Source organism: Pantoea sp. USMM079 (assembly GCF_037153115.1).
GTDB lineage: Bacteria > Pseudomonadota > Gammaproteobacteria > Enterobacterales > Enterobacteriaceae > Pantoea > Pantoea communis.
Genome location: NZ_JBBCKX010000036.1, coordinates 1 through 18,724 on the forward strand (window position 1 = coordinate 1; position 18,724 = coordinate 18,724).

The 18,724-nt window shown below is 52.2% G+C and carries 10 protein-coding genes and 1 pseudogene; 4 read left to right on the forward strand and 7 right to left on the reverse strand.

The window, feature by feature from the left end:
- Window positions 1-440 (forward strand): DUF481 domain-containing protein (locus tag WFP70_RS25520; protein ID WP_337024798.1); only part of this gene is annotated, 440 nt, incomplete at its 5' end.
- A gap of 50 nt (window positions 441-490) precedes the next feature.
- Here WFP70_RS25520 and WFP70_RS25525 read toward each other — a convergent pair.
- Window positions 491-757: a YdgH/BhsA/McbA-like domain containing protein gene (locus WFP70_RS25525; protein WP_283227523.1), complete on the reverse strand. Its 267-nt coding sequence runs from the start codon at window positions 755-757 to the stop codon at window positions 491-493.
- A 508-nt stretch (window positions 758-1,265) separates the two neighbouring features.
- On the opposite strand from WFP70_RS25525, the pseudogene WFP70_RS26860 reads away from it, so the two are divergent.
- The 3 genes and pseudogenes from WFP70_RS26860 to WFP70_RS25535 form a co-directional block, all read left to right on the forward strand.
- A pseudogene (locus WFP70_RS26860) lies at window positions 1,266-1,355 on the forward strand (ESPR-type extended signal peptide-containing protein); the annotation flags it as partial.
- Between the two features lie 282 nt (window positions 1,356-1,637).
- On the forward strand, window positions 1,638-10,841 hold the full coding sequence (locus WFP70_RS25530) for an autotransporter-associated beta strand repeat-containing protein (RefSeq protein ID WP_442956372.1): 9,204 nt from the start codon (window positions 1,638-1,640) through the stop codon (window positions 10,839-10,841).
- Between the two features lie 85 nt (window positions 10,842-10,926).
- Window positions 10,927-11,796 (forward strand): hypothetical protein, encoded by an 870-nt coding sequence (locus tag WFP70_RS25535; protein WP_337024800.1) that lies wholly within the window; start codon window positions 10,927-10,929, stop codon window positions 11,794-11,796.
- Between the two features lie 159 nt (window positions 11,797-11,955).
- Here the strand turns inward: WFP70_RS25535 and WFP70_RS25540 are convergent, their stop codons facing one another.
- Genes WFP70_RS25540 through WFP70_RS25565 form a run of 6 tightly spaced genes read right to left on the reverse strand, consistent with a single transcriptional unit; the run spans window position 11,956 to window position 18,644 of the window.
- The gene (locus tag WFP70_RS25540) at window positions 11,956-13,578 is read right to left on the reverse strand and encodes a mechanosensitive ion channel family protein (protein ID WP_337024801.1); all 1,623 of its coding nucleotides are present in this window, start codon (window positions 13,576-13,578) and stop codon (window positions 11,956-11,958) included.
- Window positions 13,579-13,609: 31 nt separating this feature from the next.
- The gene (locus WFP70_RS25545) at window positions 13,610-14,386 is read right to left on the reverse strand and encodes a hypothetical protein (protein WP_337029543.1); all 777 of its coding nucleotides are present in this window, start codon (window positions 14,384-14,386) and stop codon (window positions 13,610-13,612) included.
- Window positions 14,387-14,438: 52 nt separating this feature from the next.
- The gene (locus tag WFP70_RS25550) at window positions 14,439-15,650 is read right to left on the reverse strand and encodes an OmpP1/FadL family transporter (protein WP_442956371.1); all 1,212 of its coding nucleotides are present in this window, start codon (window positions 15,648-15,650) and stop codon (window positions 14,439-14,441) included.
- A gap of 10 nt (window positions 15,651-15,660) precedes the next feature.
- On the reverse strand, window positions 15,661-15,951 hold the full coding sequence (locus WFP70_RS25555; protein ID WP_337024803.1) for a YicS family protein: 291 nt from the start codon (window positions 15,949-15,951) through the stop codon (window positions 15,661-15,663).
- A 30-nt stretch (window positions 15,952-15,981) separates the two neighbouring features.
- The gene (locus tag WFP70_RS25560; protein ID WP_337024804.1) at window positions 15,982-16,773 is read right to left on the reverse strand and encodes a hypothetical protein; all 792 of its coding nucleotides are present in this window, start codon (window positions 16,771-16,773) and stop codon (window positions 15,982-15,984) included.
- Window positions 16,774-16,832: 59 nt separating this feature from the next.
- Entirely contained in the window at window positions 16,833-18,644 is a 1,812-nt protein-coding gene (locus tag WFP70_RS25565; protein ID WP_337024810.1) for a heavy metal translocating P-type ATPase, read from the reverse strand.
- Window positions 18,645-18,724: the final 80 nt, after the last annotated feature.

Sequence of the window (18,724 nt, forward strand, 5' to 3'; positions counted from 1 at the left end):
AACAATATTTCTGGCAGTCAAGACTCAGTTATAAACGTGACTGGGTTGAAGATTTATCCCGACAGCTGCTCATTGGCACCGGCCCGGGCTATCAGTTATGGGATGATGATAGCGGGGCTCTCTCATTATCACTTTTAGGAGGCGCCTTCAGTTATGGGTACAGTGATGACAAACGTGACAGCCATTTAGGTGCATCTATACACTGGGATTATCAGCGATTCCTGATCGATAAAACCGTAACGCTATACAGTAATGGTGAACTCGGACATTCTCTGGATAATGAGGGGGTGATATCCTTGGACGCAGAACTTGGACTAAGATACGCACTGACTTCCTGGTCAACGTTTCATATTGGGTACCACAGGAATATCGTTGAAGGAACACGGGATACGCTGGATGAACGTATATTTTCAACGGGTTTGGGTATGACATGGAAATGACTTACTGTCTGATGAAGAACTGCCAGTCATGAGGACTGGCAGTTCGAAAATCACTTGTAGACTGTAGCCGTTCCCTGAACCTTACCTTCGACCCTTGCAGAGGTAATGACGTAGTATTTTCCTCCTTTTTCATCTGCCAGTTTTGACAGCTCATCTTTTGCATCTTTTGGATCGGTAAATGTGCCCGATGTCGAAACGGTGGCAACTTCAGTGTAATTTTTAGCTTCTTCTTTACTGATTTCCTGCGCCGCAAATACGCTGGTCGTTACGAAGGCAGCACCGGCCAGAATCATCGCTTTCATCATCACATTTTTCATTTATACACTCCGAATTGTTAAAATTAACAACTTGATAACCCAATTATGATTTCTTCATCTTAATTAAGGCAATAGTGCTCTGAAGCAAACCAAGTATTTATTTAAACTAATGAAATATCAACGAAACATTTTGTTATTTGCAGTAACTAACTGAAAATAAGGTTAAATTAATTTAAATTAAGACTATCATCAAAAAACGCTGAATATTTTTTTGATTTTAACCTGCTTATGCTCTACGCATAAGCATTATATAGAAACTTATACCCACCCGGAATACGTGATGTTTTGGTGCCGAAAATTACTGTAGGAATGAGATTCAGCATATTTTTTATAGGCTAACACCCTCACCGTGGTCACTCCCCCTGAAAAATAAAACAAACATTTTACCTGCCACTTTTCATATTTGAACTAAGGTTGATTGTAAGTTTTTTATTATGATCTGGTACAAATTGTAACTTTGATTTTTCTTTGAAAACAATCGGTTGAAAACTAATGGGCGGGTGCGTTTATGAACTTTGTTTATAGGCTTATCTGGAGTGCGTCACGCAGTGTTTTTGTACCCGTGTCCGAAGTCACAAAAAGACATCGAGTCTCCGGACATAAGAAAAACCTTCCAATAAAGTTAACAGGACTGCTTTTCGTAATACTTTCAACAGGATTCGCTTGCGCAGACGATATTCAATGGACAGATGCGTACCCGAGTTACAGTTTTCCTGATAATCAGGGAATTAACTATGACTCCGTTTTAACCACTGGGTCTGCGTTTACTATCGACAATGAATTGTTACCCACTCATTTTTCTCCTGGCACGACGCTTAACATTCTTGGACCTCTCCCGGTATTTTCAGCGGGAAGCAATGGTACAGCCACGTCAGTCAGTGTGTTTGACGCTTTACCGGGGGGGAGTGGCGCCGAAGCAGGACGGATCACGGTCATTACCGCCACCGACTCTCAGGGAAACGTCACGCCCATTACTGCTGATAATATCAATCAGTTTACGTACTCGCCTTCGCCCGCAAATCCTCAGCAAAACAAGGAGTTAAATGTTGAAATCCCGGGCCTTGAAGGCAGCTATCAGGTCATCAACGTTTATGACTCAACCACCTTTGTCTCTGCAGGCGATACTCCTGTAAGCAATTTGATGCTTTCAGTGTATGACCCTGACTCTTTCCGGATTTATAACAATTTTGGCATCGTTTCAGTGGCCTCAGCAGGGGGAACGGCGAATATCAATGTGGGGGATGATACCGCTGGCACAACCCCAATTTCGGCGCCTGCCAACACCCTGGATTTACTGGCCAAAAATAGCGTTCTGGCTAGAGCGGATGGGACGGGGGCTGCTGCCAGTCAGGTCAACTGGTTGTCAGATAATCTGATCCATTTCCGGCCGGCTTCCGTTATCTCGGGGGACAGCCAGAGTGTTTCAGCGCAGAGTGCGCAATATGATTACACGCTGACCATTCCTAACTATGTCCAGGTAGGCCAGCGGGCGCTTCAGGTGGGGTCTAAGACGTTTAATATCACCTCTTCAGCTGATATTGCTGAGGTTAATGATTACCTGACAGGACAAAACGCTTACGCAGGAAAGCCGCAAGTCCAGTACTGGCTGACTGCCGGAGCTTCGGTGAATGGTGAGGTTATTGACTCCGCGCCTGAGGCTCAGTCAGTTTACAACGCCATCATCTCAGGCTTACTGAATCAGCAGCAGCAGACATCAATAAACCTGACTTATCATGTCTGGGATGACGAAGCTGCCCACAGCAATAATGCGACCTTGCCTACAGGGGATTTGAACGTCATCTATGCGACCGGAAGCAATGCCGCAGGCACCGTGAGCAGCACGGGCTCACTTGCCGTAGATGGAGCAAGCGCAGTGATGCGTGGCGATGCAGAGGCGTTAATCACCAATGCCGGGGCGATTAACCACTGGCGAAGTGACAGCGCCAGCCCGACGTCGATCGGTATGCAGGTCACCAACGCGACTGCGGTGAACAATGGCACCCTCAATGCCGGACTGTTTTTAGAAAAAGACGGGACCAATCAGAACGTCAGCAACGCGGGCAGCATCGCGATGCAGGGCCTCGGGCAAAGCACACTGATCAACAATCGTCATATCAATATTGCGATTACCGATAACACAACGGCCAATGCCCGTGGCATGTCAGTATCAGGCACCAGCAGTGCCACGAACTCCAGCGCGGGCACTGTGGTTCTCACAGGCAACAGCCGAAACAGCGCAGGGAAAGCCGCGGGATATGCTATTTATGCCGAGCAAGCCGCCAGTGTGATCAATCAGGGGACCCTGTATCTGGGATATGCGCCGGTCACAGACACCACCGTCCCAGCCTCTGTTTCTTTAACCGGCGGCAGTGCGCTGACCGCCGGTATTTATTCTACCAGCAGTGGCAACATCCTTAACGATGGCAATATTTTCATCGGTGACAGCACGCGCAATGCCGTGGGTATATTCACCAACGGTGCCACGGGGTCACTGATAAACAACGGCTCCATCAATGTGCTGGGCAAACTGGTCAATGGCGCAGCAGCGAGTAACTACGGTCTGTATGTGGTCGATAACCAAGGAAGCGTCACCAATAACGGGAATATTTTTGTTGATGGTGACAACAATGTGGCCATTTATCTGCAGGCACAAAATTCCGCCGCGAATGTCACCTCATCGGCAACCAGCAACATCACGGTGGGAAGCGCAGGCGACACCGGTGGTTCTGACGGCAATGTGTACACCTACAGAAACTACGCGGTCTATGCCGAGGGACTCAATAATCAGCCTGCGAAAGTCGATCTTCAGGCCACGATCCGCTTGTTGTCAGCCGGTGCGATTGGCGTGCACGCGCGAGGCAATGCCCAAATCGATATCGGCAACGCGGCATCGCTGACGTTCGAAAACGACCATCAGATCGGATATTACGCCTGGGGCAATCTGGCAAAAATCAATATCAGTAACGCCACCATCAATGACAATGGACAGGCAAATTCGGTGTTGTTTGCGGTGGATAACGGCGCCGTGTTTAACGGCAATAATGGCAGCGGTAGCGGATATCAGCTGACCGTCAGTGGTGACAGTGCCATTGGGGTTATTGCAAATGGGGTGGATGACCGCGGTACAGCAGATGAGTCTGACGATATTGCCAGCTCGCTCATTACCGGACCCGCCACCATTCATGTCAACGGTGACAATGCGGTAGGCGTGCTGGTTTCAGGCGGCGCGGCAGGCACTATCAGCGAAGGCGGTATCGTGCTTGACCACGACAATACAACTGCCGTTCGTATTGATGGCCGAAATTACAATATTGATGGCACTTTAGACAGCGATCAACGACCGACTAACGTCACCTCCACGGCTTCAACCACCACATCGTCCAGCCAGAGTGGCATAACCGGTTACGACATCTCGCATGCGGGGAATCTGGTTTTAAATGGTGTCAATGGCATTAATTTAAATGGCAGTGGAGGTAAAGGACTGTGGCTGCATGATGGCGGGAGTGCGACAGTGAATGCCCCCGTTAGCGTGCAGGGTAATGACAATATCGGCGTTGATATTGAGAACAGTGGCGTACTGACCAATAACAATGCCATCAGCGTCGGTGGCGTGGTAAACAGTGGCAATGTCGGTATCCGGGTACAGGGCGCAGGCGCGATTGTGGACCGGTTAGGCAGCGTGAGCGCCAATGGCGGCCTGGCGGCCGTCCAGCTCACCGGCAGTGGTGCCGCTTTAACGGTGAATGGCAATGCAAATCAGATTAACGCATCTGGCGGTGCAGATGGCGTCCGCATGGACAATGGTGCCACTAGCTTCACGGCCAGTAATACCACGGTCGATATTGCAGACAGCGGTGCAGGCATTAATAACAACGCCAACACCGCCAATATCAACCTCAACAATGTCACCATTAATGCCTCCAATGGACCGGCCATTCGCACCGCCGTGACCTTTAATGCGCAGGGGAGCGGCAATGTACTGAACGTCAGCGGCAATGGCCAGGGATTTGCTTTCGAGGACAGTACGGGCAATGCCACTACGGGAAATCTGACGATTAGCAATGGCTATACCATTAATGGCAGCGGAGCTGACAGTATCGGTATCCTTGGAAACACGGATGGTAGCGTGAGTTCCGGGGCCAACATCACTATGGGTAGCAGTGCCGGTGCGGCTATTGCAGCAACGAACGCCAGCAGCGTCAGCAATAGCGGGCAGATTGAAACCAGCAGTAATACCGGAAGCACCGTACTGGCGGAGAATGCCGCTCAGTTCAGCAACAGCGGCTCCATCAACAGCGCGGGCACCACTAACGCCAACTCACTCATTCTCATCAATGGCAGAGCCGCGAATCGCACAATTTCCAACACGGGTACCATCCGTTCAGCCAGCAGTAACGCGACGGTCATTGATGCATCAGGCAGTGGCAACACCACGCTGACCAACAGCGGTACGCTTCAGGCAGCGGACAGCAATGCGCTGGCAATCCTCACCGGCAGCGGGGCCGATAATGTCACGCTTAATGGGGGAAATACACAGGGTGAAATTATCCTTGGCAGCGGCAGCGATCAGTTTAACTGGAACAGCGGCATCTTTGCGGGTGCGATCAATTTCAGCGGCAGCGATGGCGCTGACAGTGCCACCCTCGGAAACGTCTCTCTGGCAACCACCCGCCATATTCTGAGTGAGGGTGGCAACGACAGCGCGCTGGTATTGAACGGCACGACGGGTGCAACTGTCGGTTCCTTTGCTACAGATGATTTGAGCAAAGGAACCAATATTGGCAGTGGCTGGAACAGCCTGACGCTCAATGCGGCAGAGGTCAGAGTGCTTGATGATCTGTCGTTATCGGGTACGCCCGATATTAACCTAGACAATGGCACGATTCTGCGCAGTGGCAACAACATCAACACCGCAAGCAACGCCTCGATACGCAACTATGATGTCGCTACCTCAGGTACTGACAGCCAGCTGGTCTTCGATGGCAGTGAAGATCAACAATACAGCGGCATTATCAGCGGTAGCGGCGGTATGACGCGCACCGGCGGTGGCAGCACGGTTTTGCTGGGGAATAACAGTTACACCGGTACAACCCTGATTGACGGCAGCGAACTGGCCCTGGGCAATGGCGGTACCGTTGGTGGGCTCTCAACCAGCACCAGCATCATTGATAACGGGTTACTGACGGTTAACCGCAGCGATGAGGTGACGCTGAATGGTGTAATTTCAGGGAGTGGCGATTTTCAACAGCTCGGTTCGGGGCTCACGCGACTCGGCGGCAGTAACAGCTGGGCAGGCAGCACGACAGTAAACCAGGGCACGTTACTGATTAACGGCGATCAGTCTGCTGCGACAGGGCTGACCAATGTTGCGGCTTTCTCTGCGTTGGGGGGAAACGGCACTGTTGGCGGGGATGTCATCTTTGCTAATGATACCGTTCTGACGCCCGGCGATAACGGCACGGGTACACTGACCATTAAAGGCAATCTGAACCTGAACGCCACGACAAACAGTCAGTTCTCACTGGGGGAAGCCTATACACCCGGGGGCAGCCTGAACGACTTTGTGAATGTGAAAGGCAATTTAGTGCTGGATGGCTTGCTGGATGTGGCACTCACGCCGGGCGGCAGCTTCCTGCCAGGTGTCTACCGCCTGTTTAACTATGCTGGATCGCTGGTCAACAATACGCTGGAAATCAATAGCCTGCCACCCAATAATGGCGGTACGTATGCCATTCAGACTAATATCGCAAACCAGGTTAACCTCATCCTGAATTTTGTTGATCCTGCCAGTGAACTGCAGTTCTGGGATGGCGAAGATACGGCAAATCACGGTGATGGGACCACAGGTAATGGTCAGGTAGACGGCGGTGATGGGATATGGAAAGCCAATATTGCCGGCGATACCAACAACTGGACGCAGGCAAGTGGTGTCGGCAATGCTCCCTGGTCTCAGACGGCCTTTGCCGTCTTTCAGGGAGCGGGCGGTGAAGTCCAGGTCAGTAATATCAATGGCCGTGTCCTGAATTCAGGCATGCAGTTCACCGCCGATAACTATGTTCTTAATCAGCTCAATCCCGCCTCTGCGCTCAATTACATCAGCACCGTCACCGAGTCTTTCCCAGAAAGCGTGCCGGTGCCGACAAATACCTATCAGGCTCAGGGGGAATCGGTCGCTGACACCTTCTACGTCATACGCGTTGGTGATGGCGCAAGCGGGAGTGATGTCACCACAACCATTAACGCCAGCCTGCGTCAGGACGCGCTCGACACCAATCGCATACGTTTGCTGAAAACTGATGCGGGAAGATTGATCCTCAACGGGATCAACGATTTCTCTGCCGGGATCGAAGTATGGGGAGGGACATTACAGGTTTCAGATAACGCCAGTCTGGGCGCCCCCGCGACCAGTTTAACCTTGAAAAATGCAGGTGCACTGCAAGCCGGTGCTGATTTTTCTCTGGACCGGAATGTGTTCCTGGATACCACCGGTGGCGGCACATTTGATGCTAACGGACATACGCTGACGGTGGGTTCTGTCATTGCGGGAGAGGGCGATTTAGCCCTTGTTGATACCTCTGCCACAACGGCAACCGGCACGCTGGCACTGAATCAGACCAACCCTTATCAGGGCAACACGACTATCCGGGGCAAAACGGGCAACGGGCTGTTGGTTGTTGAAGCCAATGTCACCGGCGCATTAGGCAGGACGAACAGCACTATTAATGTGGCCGATCAGGCACAACTCAATTTCAGTAACGCATCGCTGGCCGAGGATCATCTGTTTAATCTCACAAGCGGTGGGCGCATGCAGCTGGCTGATAACAGCAACGGTGGAAATGCCACCATCAATACCGACGCCACGTCACTCCTGCTGTTGAATGACAGCGCCAATGCGGGTAATGCTCAGATCAACAACAGTGGTCAGACAGTCGTTGCCGCTGCCGCTCAGGCAGAGAACGCCACCATCAGCAACGCCAGTGGAGGCGTGGTCGATATCAGCGCAGTCGATGCACAAACCAGCATTGGATCGCTGTCTGGCGAAGGTAATGTCGTTTTAGGCTCGGCCACAATGCAGGAAGGCAACCTGGGACGCGATGACACCATCAGCGGCGTTATCAGCGGTAACGGCGGCAGTCTGGTGAAAACCGGAACGGGAGCCCTGATGCTGACTGCCAACAATATCTACACCGGAATAACGCAGGTATCGCAAGGCGTGCTGCTCATCAATGGCGATCAATCTCCAGCCACCGGGCAGACCACGGTAAACAGCGGCGCAACCCTAGGGGGTAATGGCACTATTGGCGGCAGCGTAACCATAGATAACGGTGGCAGGCTGGCTGCAGGGGCTGGGATAGGCAGCGTCGGGACCTTGACCATGGGGGCGCTGACGCTCAACGAAGGATCTCAGCTGGATTACCAGTTTGGTGAGGCCTACGCCACTGGCGGAACCTACAACGATTTAATCAATGTTAATGGCGATCTGGACCTTAATGGCCAGCTCAATATCACACAAAGCAGTGGCGGTACTTTTGACGTCGGTGTTTATCGTGTTCTGAATTACAGCGGGGCGCTGACCAACAGCCAGCTGGTGATTGGAACGGCGCCGCAGACTGCTTCTGATCTCTATGTGCAGACTTCAATCGCAGCTCAGGTCAACCTGGTGAATCATGCAGGTGCAGAGCTGAGGTTTTGGGATGGAACCGGTGGTAGTGCAGGCGAGATGAAGGATAATGGCATTATTGAAGGCGGCGATGGCGTCTGGCAAAACGGTAGCGGAAATGACAACTGGACCACTGACACGACATCGCCCGCCGGCCGTTACAACTCTCCGTATAGCAATGCTTCCTTCGCAGTGTTTGGCGGTGAAGCAGGTATCGTCACAATCGACAATTCTTTGGGTGCTGTGGGCATAACCGGCGCACAATATACCCGTGACGGTTACGTGCTGAACGGAGATGACCTGACCCTGACGGCAGATGACACGCAGATTCGGGTCGGTGACGGCACATCGTCTGGTTTGGACTATCTCGCTACGATAAATACCTCGCTGATCGGCAGCGGTACACTGCACAAAACCGATCTCGGCACGCTACAGCTTAACGGCAATAACCGTTACAGCGGTGGTACAGTGATTAGCGCGGGAGCCGTACAGGTGTCTGAGGACACCAATTTAGGCGCCAGCGAAGGGGGCATTACCCTGGCTGGCGGTACGCTACGTTACACCCAGGGCTTCAGCAGCGATCGGCGTGTCACTCTTGTTGAGGAAGGCGGCACGATTGATACTCAGGCATTCAATGCCGGCCTGAGCAATGTCATCTCGGGCGAAGGTGAGTTAACCAAGCGCGGAAGCGGCACGCTGACCCTCTCGGGCGATAACGTTTATCAGGGAACCACCCATATCAGTGAAGGGGTTTTGCAGCTGGGTAATGCAGGCAGTAGCGGCAATCTGGCGGGCAATATTGATAACCAGGGTACGCTGGCTCTGGATCGCGTTGATACCTTCACGCTGGCAGGCGACATTTCTGGCACAGGCCAGGTGTGGCAACAAGGAACCGGTATTGCCCGGCTGGCGGGCGCGAACAGCTGGAGTGGCCTGACGCTGGTTGAGCAGGGCACCTTGCAGGCGACGACTGAAAATACCTTCAGTCCCGCATCGACACATGTGGTGAGTCAGAACGCCACCCTCGATACGGGCGGGTACAACCAACGTGTCGCCAGCCTGCTGAATCAGGGAACAGTCAATCTGCGCGGTGGAGATGTGGGGTCAACGCTCACCGTCACCGGCAATTATGTGGGCAGTAACGGGACACTGAAAATTGCGGCACAGCAACACAGCCCGGGTGTCGCCGACAGGCTGGTCATTGATGGAGGGACCGCAAGCGGACGTACACTGTTGGACATCGACGTCAGCCAGCTAGGTGAACCGACCGAGGGCGATGGCATCATGGTGGTGGAAGCCCTGAACGGCGGTACCACCACCGCACAGACAACTAAAGATGCCTTTACAATTGGAGCTGATGTCCTGTTATCAGGTGCTTACCAATACCAGTTGTATGCGGGTAATGCAGAAGGCGCAGGGGAGGACTGGTTCCTGCGTGCAGGCTATCGCCCTGACGTCCCTGGTTTCGATACGTTGGGCGCCATCATTCGCCAGGCTGACTTAGCGGTGCTGGGTACGCTGCATCAGCGCGTGGGGGATGAGCAACCCTGGCGTGCAGACGTTGCCGAGGATCAACAGAGTCGTTTCTGGATGCGATATCTGGTCAAGTCCGTTGATCAGCAAATCAACGATCCGCTGCAAAGCCGTACCTCATCCAATTACAACGGCATGCAGGTGGGGGGAGATCTGTATCAGGATGCACAGTGGCGGGCCGGCATTTATGGCACATTCCTCGATAACGACACATCGATTTCGGGTAAAAATGGTGACATCAACAGTCTCGCCTATAATTCAACGTTCTCAACCTATATCGGTGGATACGCCACCTGGACCGATGAAAGCGGATTCTACGTTGATAACGTGCTGCAGTACGGTTATCACGCTGTGGATCTAAAAAACGGACTCAGCAGGGAAACGGTTCATCCTGACGGCAACTCGTTTGCAGCTTCAGTAGAGATCGGCAGGCCCTGGCATCTGGGTGACAGCGCCCTTAAAATTGAGCCTCAGGCACAGCTGATTTATCAATACAGTGATTTCGACAGCGTTACCCTTGATGGTGCCTCTAAAACACGCGTGGATGTTAATCCTGATGGGGCACTGATTGGTCGCATCGGCGCAAGGGTTACAGCCGATTACGACACAGATTATGGCCAGGTCAAACCCTATGTGCGCATTAATTACTGGACGATGCTCAGCAACGGGGAAGATAAGGTTAAATTCGCCAACACAGCGAACAACGCGGGTACAACGACCCTGTATGCCGACCAGCAGTACAACATGACAGAGGCCGCTATGGGTGCAACCTGGGCTGTCAGCGAAAAAGTGCAGGCCTACACCGAGGTTGGAAGGGCATGGAGCAGTGGTGGTGATGCCCATGTAGAAGCAAACATCTCTGCATCTCTTGGCGTGAAAATGCGGTTCTGAGAAACAGCCAGCAGTGTATGACGCTTTGCTCTGAAGAGATGCATTGCGCGCATTTAAAATTGGGAAGTCCTGCGGAGATGACGCAATGTTTGCTGACACAATAAAAGCGATTAAACAAAGGCTCTGGAATCAATATCTGCCCGAACTTAGCGGCAAAGATAAAGACCATGAGGATCCTTATAACTACTTTTCTGTTTATTTTAAGAATATTAATGGTGCTCAATATCTTCTTAATGGCTTCATTGATGACCCTGACAATGGAAAGCGCTATGGCATTATTATGGACACAGGTACTAAAAGATTCCTGCATACAGACCTGGCAACCCTGATTGAACTGAGAAGTAAAATCATAAACTTCCGCAAAAATAGCGCGTTAAGTTACAAAAATATTTTTCTGTTTATGGTAGATCGCTATACGAAACTGCTCTATCTGAAAAATATTTTCTCTAAATTTAAAGGCAGTATTGTTTCACTCGTTGTCACAGATACCAGAAGTCTTAGCCATAACCGTTACGCTATACTCAAATTAATGCTGAATGAGTATATCTTTCTCAGGCCAAGCCGGGAAAAGACAGGTTTCAGTGAACATGATATTTTGAGCATGATTCATGGACGTTTGTGGTACAAACACATCCGGCAGGAAGAATACAGGGTCAAACTCAGATTACTACTCGATTCTCTTGTCATAACAGGAGATTTAATTCAGTCTGAAGGATTATATTGGATTCAGAGTAAATCAATTAACACCCTTGTCGACTATGAGAAGGACCAGGCGATCAGGGAAAGTGAAGAAAAAATTCGCAAAAATATTATCCGGCTGACCATTGTGCTCACTGCCTTGCTGACTGTGATTGTATTAGTGCTGCTAGCACTGGCTGGCATAGTGAATCTCGAAAGCATCTGGCATAAAGTGCTTGAAATCAAACCCGTCAGGTTTCTGATGAAATTTATCTAAACTGATAAAATAATGCCCCTGTAAAGCACTTATTAACAACTCAATCATCCATTCACAACGCAGCATTCACGTCAAAAAAACTCGGGCAGATTCCGCCGTGCAGATAAAACCACCCCTGCATTGTTAGCAAGTTTACAGTTTATCGAACGTACCTGCATGTCATCGTGAAATATTGCCCTCCGGAGGATTTGCCGGTGCCCTGAAACGGTCTTCCGGTTGTACCAATAACGCACCTTCAGGCTGCCCCACAAAGTTGGGGGACATAATCTGGACTCCAAACTCATTAAATACGTCCTGGATGTGCCCGTGTAACTCACTGCGCACGCCGGCCAGTGACGCTCCCGGATGAATAATCACCTGCAACTCATAAGCGATGTACCAGTCCATCAGCGACAACTGCCTGACAATCACGGGCTCGTCTCTCTGAATTTCCGCCGTGCGGCTGGCGGCCAGCTCCAGCATGGCATGCACCTGACGCCAGGGTGTGTCGTAACCAATGGTCACAGAGGTGGTAACAGGAACACCCCGGCCGCGGGACTGTGAGCTGAGGTTAACAATTTTTCCGCTTACGACTACGGCGTTCGGTATCGTCACTTCATAGTTTTCCCGCGTCAGAAGTTTGGTGGCCAGCATGCCCACCTCACTGACCTGACCTTCATGGTCGGTAATACGTATAACATCACCGCGCCTCAATGCGCGTGAATAGGTTAACACCAGCCCGCTCATGGCATGATTCATCACCCCGGCGGATCCCAGCGTCAGCATCAGTCCCAGAAAGACGCTGATGCCTTTGAAGGCCAGTGAGTCAGCCCCCGGAAGAAAGGGATAGGCAGCTGACAGTGCGAACAGCCAAATTACCACGCTCACCAGCCTGCGCGTGACGCCGACGGTATCGCGGTGAACGCCCGGGAGTTGCAAACTGCCCGATTCCACGCGTTGTAACACCATTCTCAGCAGACGCAACAGCAGTGCCGTGATAGAGACAATGGCCAGCACCACGCACAAACCCGGCAGAGCGGAGAGTACAGCCAGACCTATACGCTGCAGCAGCATGAGTGTGTAAGCGCCAAGCTCCATGCCCCAGATGCGCGTCCAGGGGAAGAGCCGCAGTACCCAGCTGAGATAAAACCAGCCGGCAAGCATGCCGATCAACATCGCTGACGCCGTGGCCAGATGCACCTCAATATTGCCGGTTAACCTTCGGAGCTGTGAGCGAGCGGAGCGATCGCTACGCAATTCTCGCGCCTGACAATACCGCCTGACGGCCTGACGACCCCGCTGCAGCCACAGGCACAGTGCAATTAGCAGGACCAGACCCACTGCCGTTTTCACCGTTGACAACAGCAGATAGCGGTTTGAATACTGCTCTGACAATGCAGCACGCAAATTTTCCAGCCGCTGCTGCACCCGCAGCGCGGCCTGCGGCAGGCTCAAATCGTCGCCCTCATCTAAATCGTTCTGCGACAGCAGCATAAAGGGCTTTTTGTTGATGATGAAGAGTACCGCCTGTTGCTGATAGCGTGTCAGCATCTGCGTTTCGACCGGATGACGGAGATCTTCTGCGCTGAGGTCGCGCAGGGTAGAGACGATGCGGCTTACACGCTCCTCCGGCGTTGTCTGACCATACGTTGCCTGTAACATGACAACCGGCTGATTGAGCAGCACCAGGGTACGAGCATTCTCTCTGGCAGTGGGAGAGTGACGAGGTTCAGCACCATGCAACGTGCCCGGCAACGCCAGTATTGTGCAGCCGATGAGCATTAAACGGGCAAAGATCGACATGAATGACTCCCCACGCGTGAACGTGAATGTATCAGTTGAACTGATAGCTGTAAGAAAGCACAAACCGGCTGTCAGGGCTGTCCAGATAGGTATTGTTGTCCATAACGAACGTCAGCAGGTTGAAGGACTGGTGCTCAGTCAGCTTGATGCCCAGCCCGGCACCGCCGAAGTAGCCCTTGTAATTGTCGCCGTCGTCATTTTTGGAACCATACGATCCCGCCGCAAAAGCAATGAGCGTCAGCGACGGAGACAGTGGCTTGAGGGTGAAGACACCCAGGTAACCGCTGCTGCCGGATGTGGTAATGGTGTCATAGCCAAACTCGGGTGACAGCGAATCCGCGAACTGAGGCGCAATACAGCCTCCTTCGTTTTTACAGCCTATCGTTTCGCCGGTGTTATAGGTGTATCCTGCCATGGGGAAAATCTGGAATCCGGCGGGCGCAATGCCAAACACGCTAAGCGGAATAAAGGTGCCAACCGAGTAGTTAGTCTGCGTCGCCCCGTTGGTGTATTCGTTTTTGCCGAAGTTGAAATTGACTATCCCGACAGGAAACAGCCATGACCCGCCAACGCGCCATTCACTGGCATCGCTGTTGATGCGGGCATTCAGTTTGCGGGCTTTATCCAGCGCCACCGAGCCCGAAAAAGATACGTTACTGTCGTCCATGTCGTAAGTATCTGACCAGCTGACACCCGCTTTCGTGGTGACTTTGGTCGGATCATCATCGAGTTTATGATCCCCTTTGGTATCATCCGTTCCTGCTGCCATTGCACCACTGCACATCAGGCTGAGAAGAATGAAAGTCATGCCGGAAGCCGTTGATTTCATATAACCCCCAGAAGGCTATGAATCTTTAAGTTTAAAATGTGTAACTGTAATTCATGCTGAAGAAATAGATGTCAGGATTGTGATAGCTGCCTTTCAGCAGCGGTGAATCCACCCCCGATGAATCCATTTTCAGATATTCAAATGCCGCACCCACGTTGCTGGATGCCGTCACCTGGTATTGCGCACCTAAGCCAAAGCGCCAGGCTTGTCCTGAAGGCATTGTCATCGACGCGTCGTTCTGATTACGGTAGAAGCTGCTGTCGTACGCAACCCCGGTATTCAGACGCCAGCGATCGTCTGGCCGGAACTGAACGCCTAAGGCGGTATGCCAGGTATCCTTCAGGCGGTTATCCCGATCTATCGCCTCACCTGACACATAAATCTGATTGCCGCCATACTGGCTCCAGTTCTGCCAGCCAAGATCGCCCATCACCGACCATTGTTGGTTGAAATCATGCACCAGGCTCAGCATCAGTTGGTCCGGGGTGTTGATCTGCGCTGAAAGCGGCAGGGTATATTCAACATCAGGCAACTGCGGGAAACGCGCCTTACCGTCAATACTAAAATGGTATTCCGTTTTACTGGTATAGTTCAGGCCAACCCGTGTCTTGTCTGTCATATCAAACAGCAGGCCGGTGCGGAAGTTTAGTGCCCAGTCATGGTCGCTGGCTTTTTCATCCTGGCCATCAACATTGCGAGTTAATGACAGGTAGCCATAGTTAATGCCTAAGCCCACCCCCCATGACAAACGAGGGTTAATTTTCCACGCAAGGGCAGGGCTGAGTGTCAGTCCGACTAAGGTACTTTTCTTAATCAGCCGATCGCCCGCCCATTCCCCAAAGTCGAGTCCCAGCCCGTAATTGCCATACAGCCCGATGCCTGCAGACAGGTCATCGTTCAGGCGATGATGGTAGAACAGGCTGGCGCCCGGGAACCAGCCAATGGTATTGCCGGGGCTTTTGCCCTGGTAGCCGGCATCATCATCCAGACGATAAGGTGTGTCCCCATACAGCGCCTGTAGCCCACCGGTGATCATGTTATCCGGTAAACGCGTCATCCCGGCGGGGTTGGTCATCAGTGTGGAGGCGTCCTGGGCTCGCGCCGCCTGTCCTGCACCCGCCAGGCCCGTGTCTTCCGTGGCTATTTCATATAAATACAATCCGCTACTGTGAGCCTGACTGGCATAAATAACGCCTGCGAGGGTAAACGCACGCATCAGCGATTTCTGTCCACTTTTGACCATAGCGATATCCTCATTGTTTTATAAAGGTCGGGCAGCGAATGCTTTCAATCGATTTCTGATATTGCTCATGGCGCCCGTCCTTTAATGCGCTGCCTGCCGCGCTGAGCGACTGATGATTTATCTGGCTGTTGAGGAAGACGGATTTCACTTTTTCGTCGGGAATACTTGGGGGGATATCACAATGCATTCGCAGATCTTTAACCATGACCTGCTCATTCAGGGCATGAGCCAGATTGTCATAGGGTGATGCAAGTGCAGACGTCGAGCATACTAACAGTGTCGTTAAGATAAATATTTTCATTGTATTTACCGCCTCTGCTTATCACTTTTCTCAGTTCAGAAACTGGATATTCAAGCCAGCAAAAATCTGCCACCGCGGCTGTCCCGGACCATGATCGGCCACCGATCCCTGCGGTTCGATAAAGAAGTTATAAACCGTACCCTGACTTTTGATGACCTGACCTATACCTAAGCCCAGCGGCACACCATAACCGTCATTCTGGAAGTTGTAATTCCAGATGGGCGCGGAGCGCAGGTAAGTCCCGCCGCCCAGTTGATAAAACAGAAACGGCTGGAAGGCGGCAACGTTGACATCACTCCGGTTACCTTCTCCAGCAAAGCTATGCTGCCATGAGGCCAGATAGCCGTACTGGAATGTAGGCGAGCTGGCGTCAAAAAGTACGTTGACCAGACCCGCAGACCATTTCTCACTGCCTGTCTCATCCTGAGTGGAGGAGGGCGCGGTTAACTGCGGGCCAAAACCAAAGCTCACCGCGGGATCCCCCGTATCGATTAGCCATGCAGTAAACAGATTGAGATCACCTACTCCCGTCTGATGTCCACCCGTTGGGGCTGATGGCCATGTGTTGACAGGAAGAGAGGCTCGCAATAACCATTTGCTTTCACCCAGCGAAAAGGGCTGCGCATAACGGAACCAGAACTGGTTGGCGTCTTTGTCAGAGCCACTGATATCACCGATATAGTAGTTCTGCATGTTGAACGCGGTCATATTGGCGAGGGGGTTGTTGGCCTGAGCTGAATCACCTCCTGCTTCAGTTGCAAGGGCTGATATTGGCAAGGCGAGGAGACCGGCAAGGACTGATTGCTTTATAATAGATTTCATAAAATACCCCAGCTATTGATTCCAGATTGAGTTTTAATTCCACCTGCATGACTGCCCGCTCATTTTGTTTCATCAAACTGAAGGAGGCGGCCGGTGTTCGCAAGGACCATTAAGGTGCTCAGGTTATGTAATAAAGCAGCAATCAGCGCGCCGGCTCCGCCCAGCAATCCCAGTGCAGCCGCAGAAACAATCAGCAACGTCCAACCCAGACCAATGAAGACATTGACCAGCAAAGTGCGGCGACATTTACGGCTCAGCCTTATCGCTGTGGGTAATCTTCTGAGATCGCTTCCTGTCAGGACAATGTCAGCAGAGACCATCGCAATATCGGCCCCATTTGCGCCCATCGCCATACCCACCGCACCGGCCTTAAGCGCCAGCGCATCGTTAATTCCATCTCCAACGACTAAAGCACGCCAGCCTGCATTGACCGCCTTTTGCACTTCATGCAGTTTTGTGGAGGGAAGTGCTTGTGCGACGACCTCATTAATGTGAAGCGACTGAGCAACCTGATTTGCGGCAGACAGCCGATCACCCGTAAGTAACAACCGCCTTTCAATGCCCAGCACTTCAAGTGATTTAAGCGCTTCTGACGCTTCCGGTCGGATCGTATCAGCCAGCAGCAGCCAGCCCATAAACTGACCGTTATGTGCCAGACCAACTATGGGACCATCATGTTCCGGTGCGGGAATATGCGGAACAGAGTAGGCAGCAAAAAGGTCGGCTCGGCCCATTAAAGCGATACCGGACTGCGTCTCGGCCACTACACCCAGCCCCTGCTTTTCTTCAACCTTACTCAGTGCAGGCCTGTTCTCCTTTGTGACATACTCAGCCAGCGCATGACTGACCGGGTGGCTACTGGTGGCGCCTAACGCCGCGGCGAGCGCCAGCGCGTCCTGATACACCACACCAGAAACCAATTGAAAATCTACTACGTGCAGGCGTCCCTGCGTCAACGTACCGGTTTTATCGATGATGAGGGCGTCAACATCCGCTAACTCTTCCAGAAAAGCGGCGTTTCGTATCAGGATGCCATGGCGGGCTGCAACCGCGATGCCGGCCATGGCGGTTGCAGGGGCGGACAGCACCAGTGCACAGGGGCAGGCGGCGACTAAAACGGCTAACATGGCCTGGCTGTCGTAGGTTAAAAACCAGGTGCTGGCGGCAATCAGCAGAACCAGAATTAAATAATGAGAAGCATACCGTTCCAGCAATCGCGTTATCGGTGGTTTTGCCTGTTCGGCATCTTTCATTAGCGCAATCACTTTTCCCAAAGTTGATTGTGCGCCTATATGTGTCACTTCCATTCGCAGCAGGCCGTTCAGGTTTATAGCGCCGCCGAATACCAGACTGCCTGGCCCGGCCTCCTGCGGGACGGATTCTCCGGTGATAGAAGCAACGTCCAGGCTGGCATTGCCACTGATTATTTTTCCGTCTGCAGGAATGCTGTCACCGGCCCGAATTTCAACCGTATCGCCAACCACAAGCGATAAACTGTCCACATTTTCAAACGTGCCATCACTGAGTAAACGCCGGGTGCGACTGCGCGTTAATTTGGTTAAACCCGCAATAGCCTGCCGCGTTCCCATAACGCTTCGTTCTTCCAGGATATGGCCAAAAATCATTAAGACAGGAAGCAGTGCGGCGGTAATTAAATCCCCCAGCGCCCAGGCTCCGAGCATCGCCAGCACAATCAATAAATCGGTTACACCATGCAGGTCGGGATGCCTCAGGCTGTGCCAGCCTGCGCGAAATACCGGAACGGCGACAATCAGCCACGCAACACCGGCCAGCAGATCGCTTATCGCGGATTGGTCCGGAGATAGCGCCCGCCACAGCAGGCTTAACAGAATCAGGCCCACTGTGGTCATTGCCAGCGTCAGCTGGATGGCCATACGGCGTCGTTCTTCCGGCGTTAACAATCCCTGACTGAAGTTAGGATGGATATGAC